The sequence below is a fragment of the Variovorax sp. P4_D9 genome, assembly GCF_056401695.1.
Genome location: NZ_JBFUIU010000936.1, coordinates 1 through 3237, shown reverse-complemented (window position 1 = coordinate 3237; position 3237 = coordinate 1). Strand labels below are relative to the sequence as shown.

The following is a 3237-nucleotide window of genomic DNA, read 5'->3' as shown; positions in this document are numbered from 1 at the left end:
CGGTGGATCTTGGACTTGAGCAACGTTCGAAACATCTCTAAAAGCTCTCTCTTCAACAGGTTGGAAAAAGGGCGCGTCAGCTTGAAGCCAGCACCAGGATGGTCGGCGCCGCCGGTGCGGCGAGCGCCGGACAGTCGCGGCTGAAATGAAGTCCACGGCTTTCGCGGCGACAGCGACGCCACGAACGATTGCCGCCCCGCAAAGACTCGGTGCCGGTCTCCAACGTCGTAGGTTGCGCGCCGACGGGATAAGCCGGGCAGGCAGCGTCTCGCGGTTAGAGCGCCGCGCTGCATATACGAATCCTCGAAGGTCAGTCACCCTTCTCGCGCAGCAGGGCCAGGAATTCGCGACGCAGCGTGGCGTCTTTCAGGAAGGCGCCGCGCATCACGCTGCTGGTCATCCTGGTGCCATTGTCCTTGACGCCGCGCCAGTGCATGCAAGAGTGATCCGCCGCCATCACGAGCGCCAGGCCATCGGGCTTCACCAGCCTCTGCAATTCGTCTGCAAGTATCGTCACCGCCTCTTCCTGAATCTGCGGGCGGCCCATGATCCAGTCGCTGATGCGGGCGTACTTCGAAAGACCGATCAAGTTGGAATGCTCGTTGGGCAGAATGCCGATCCACAACTCTCCCATGATCGGGCACAGGTGGTGCGAGCAGGCGCTGCGCACCTTGAGCGGGCCGATGATCATCATCTGGTTGAGGCGCGAGGCGTTCGGGAACTCCGTGATCGCCGGCATCGGCACATAACGCCCGCGAAAGACTTCGGTCAGGAACATGCGGGCTACGCGCCGGGCAGTCTCGTTCGTGTTGTGATCGCTTTCAGTGTCGATGACGAGTGCATGCAGCACCTCCTGCATCCGGCTCTCGACTTCAGCCTTCAGCTCCTCGAGTTCGCCCGGCAGGATGAAGGCCGAAATGTTGTCATTGGCGTGGTAGCGCGCATCGGCACCGATGAGACGGTAGCGTATGCGATCGGATGCGCTCATCGGCGCGGCGGTTGTTTCGGTCCTGAGGATCGGGGCCAAGGAATCTGTCGTTCGGAACATCGGTTTGCTTGCCGTGGTGAATGATGAAAAGCGCTGTCGGCGACCTGAGCTATTGCGACCCCGTCCTGGACAGGCGCGGTCGACGGGGATACACCCGCCGTATGCGCCAAGGCCCGCAACGCACCTGCCGCACCCACGGCGAGCGCAATATCAGCCAAGACGGTGCTGTCGGTCGCCTCGAGAATCCGGACCTCGATCTCATGCCTTTCTTCGCGCGACAAACATTCAATCTCGCAAAGACGCTCAGGGCTGGCATCGAGCAGCCACGCGCACCTTCCTTCCCCCAAGCGATCGGCGCAGGCCGGGCTCATGCCTCCAACGCCGGCAATCACCACCTGTTGCCGGTTCATGGCGGGCCTCTAGTCATGTTTCAGAAATCGGTCCCGCCATCGACATTGAGCATGGCACCGGTCACATAGGACGAGCGCTGCGACAGCAAGAAGGCGATGACATCGGCGAACTCATCGTGCTGACCGGCGCGCTCAAGCGCCACCGACATCTGAAACTCGCGCCGCACGTATTCATAGCGCGCCCTCGACTCGAACACGCCATACTTGGCAGCGAGTTCCCGACGCGACGCCGCGTCCTTCTCCACCACGCCAGGCGCCACGCTGTTGGCGCGGATGCCTTCAGGGCCGTAGGTCTTGGCTATGTTTTTGGTCAGACTAGCCACAGCGTTCTTGGCCGCCGTGTATGCGATCAGGCCCGGCTTCTGCGAACGGATCGAGTAGGCAGAAGTGGTCACGATCGCGCCCGAACGCTGCGCCCGCATGGGCACCAGTGCCGCACGGCAGGCGCGTACAGCCAGCATCAAGCCTTGGTCGAAATAGTGCTGCCAGCCCGAAAGTTCCATCTCATGCAAAGTGCCGCGAGGGCCCATCGGACCGGCGAGAACAGCGAGCGAATCGAGCTTGCCGAAACGCTCCAGCGTGGCAGCGACGGCATGCTCCATGGCGCCCTCCGCTCCAGCATCGAGCGGCAACAACACCGGTGGCGGTCCTGCCGAAGGCGGCAAACTTTCAGCCACCTGAGACAAGGCCTCGGCTCGTCGCCCCACCAGGGCCAGGCTTACACCTTCAGCAGCCAACACGCGAGCGGTCGCGGCACCAATGCCGCTGCTGGCGCCGACGATGAGGGCGACCCGCCCGCCCAGTCCAAGATCCATGGCAAGGTCAGATCTTGAGGATCTGCCCGCCGTCCACACACCAGGTCTGGCCGGTGACCCAACTGGCTTGCTCGGAGAGAAGGAACAGGCAGGTGTTCACAATGTCCTGCGTTTGGCCGATGCGCTTGAGCGGCAGGGACGACAGGATGGACTGCAGGCGCTCGGGCGGCACGCTGGTCTGCGTGGCCATCGTGTCGGTCGGGCCCGGCGCAATGCCGTTGATGCGGATGTTCAAGGGCCCCAACTCCTTGGCCAGGCCGATGGTCAGGGCGTTGAGGCCGGTCTTGGCAATGCTGTAGTAGTTGCCCGCCAGATAGGCCGCTGTGGACGACTGGTTGACGATCGAACCGCCACCTCGCTTGGCCATGTGCTCGTGCACCGCCCGGGTCACGATCAGTGCGCCGTTCATGTTCACTTCCATGAAGCGCTGGTAGTAAGCGTACTCGACCTTCAACAGGCCCTCGCGGCGCATGCCTGCGAAGATCGCGGCATTGTTGACCAGATAGTCGATACCGCCGAATTGCTCTACCGCCTGGGTCGCCATTGCTGACGCCGATTCGGGCGAGGACACATCGGTCGCTACGAAGACCGCCTGGCCGCCACCTTGCCGGATTTCGCCGGCGACCCGCTCGCCGTTGGTGGCATCAATTTCGGCGACGACAACCGCCGCGCCTTCCACCGCCAGAGCCTTGGCATAGGCCTCGCCGATACCCTGCCCAGCGCCAGTGACGATGGCAACTTTGTTCTCAAAACGCACGGCAGCACTCCTTCAATTCAAAAACATCTCAATGCGTCCGGGCTCTTCAGGCCGGTCGCAATTCAATCATCGTGATGCGCGCATTGCGCGGCACGCAGATCATGTCCACGACGGCAAGCGCCGTAACCAGCGGCGAAATGGGCTCGCCCGACGACGCATAGTTCCCGCTGGTCCGCGCCTCTTCTCGGTATCGCTCGCGTGTTACGGGGTCCCAGGTGCGATGGAAGCCGCTTTCACCCATGCGACCGGAACGCAGTACGCCAACGC

Annotated in this window: 6 protein-coding genes; all 6 read right to left on the bottom strand. The window is 62.7% G+C overall.

The features are described 5' to 3' along the window. On the bottom strand, positions 1–182 hold a 182-nt coding region (locus AC1DY5_RS48635), incomplete at its 3' end, for a hypothetical protein (protein WP_478121502.1). Between the two features lie 128 nt (positions 183–310). Further along, positions 311–988, bottom strand: a complete 678-nt coding sequence (gene folE, locus AC1DY5_RS48630) for a GTP cyclohydrolase I (RefSeq protein ID WP_478121501.1) — start codon at positions 986–988, stop codon at positions 311–313. Then, entirely contained in the window at positions 985–1398 is a 414-nt protein-coding gene (locus tag AC1DY5_RS48625) for a hypothetical protein (RefSeq protein WP_478121500.1), read from the bottom strand. Before AC1DY5_RS48625 ends, folE begins: the two co-directional genes overlap by 4 nt. Before the next feature lie 20 nt (positions 1399–1418). Further along, positions 1419–2252 carry an SDR family NAD(P)-dependent oxidoreductase gene (locus tag AC1DY5_RS48620; protein ID WP_478121499.1) on the bottom strand — a complete coding sequence of 278 codons (834 nt, stop codon included), beginning with the start codon at positions 2250–2252 and terminating at the stop codon, positions 1419–1421. Further along, entirely contained in the window at positions 2221–2970 is a 750-nt protein-coding gene (locus tag AC1DY5_RS48615; protein WP_478121498.1) for an SDR family oxidoreductase, read from the bottom strand. Before AC1DY5_RS48615 ends, AC1DY5_RS48620 begins: the two co-directional genes overlap by 32 nt. A 46-nt stretch (positions 2971–3016) precedes the next feature. Next, positions 3017–3237 (bottom strand): hypothetical protein (locus AC1DY5_RS48610; protein WP_478121497.1); only part of this gene is annotated, 221 nt, incomplete at its 5' end.

Bases quoted from the DNA above. Each gene is read 5' to 3' on its own strand.
- folE (WP_478121501.1), bottom strand. From the start codon at position 988: ATGAGCGCATCCGATCGCATACGCTACCGTCTCATCGGTGCCGATGCG.
- AC1DY5_RS48625 (WP_478121500.1), bottom strand. From the start codon at position 1,398: ATGAACCGGCAACAGGTGGTGATTGCCGGCGTTGGAGGCATGAGCCCG.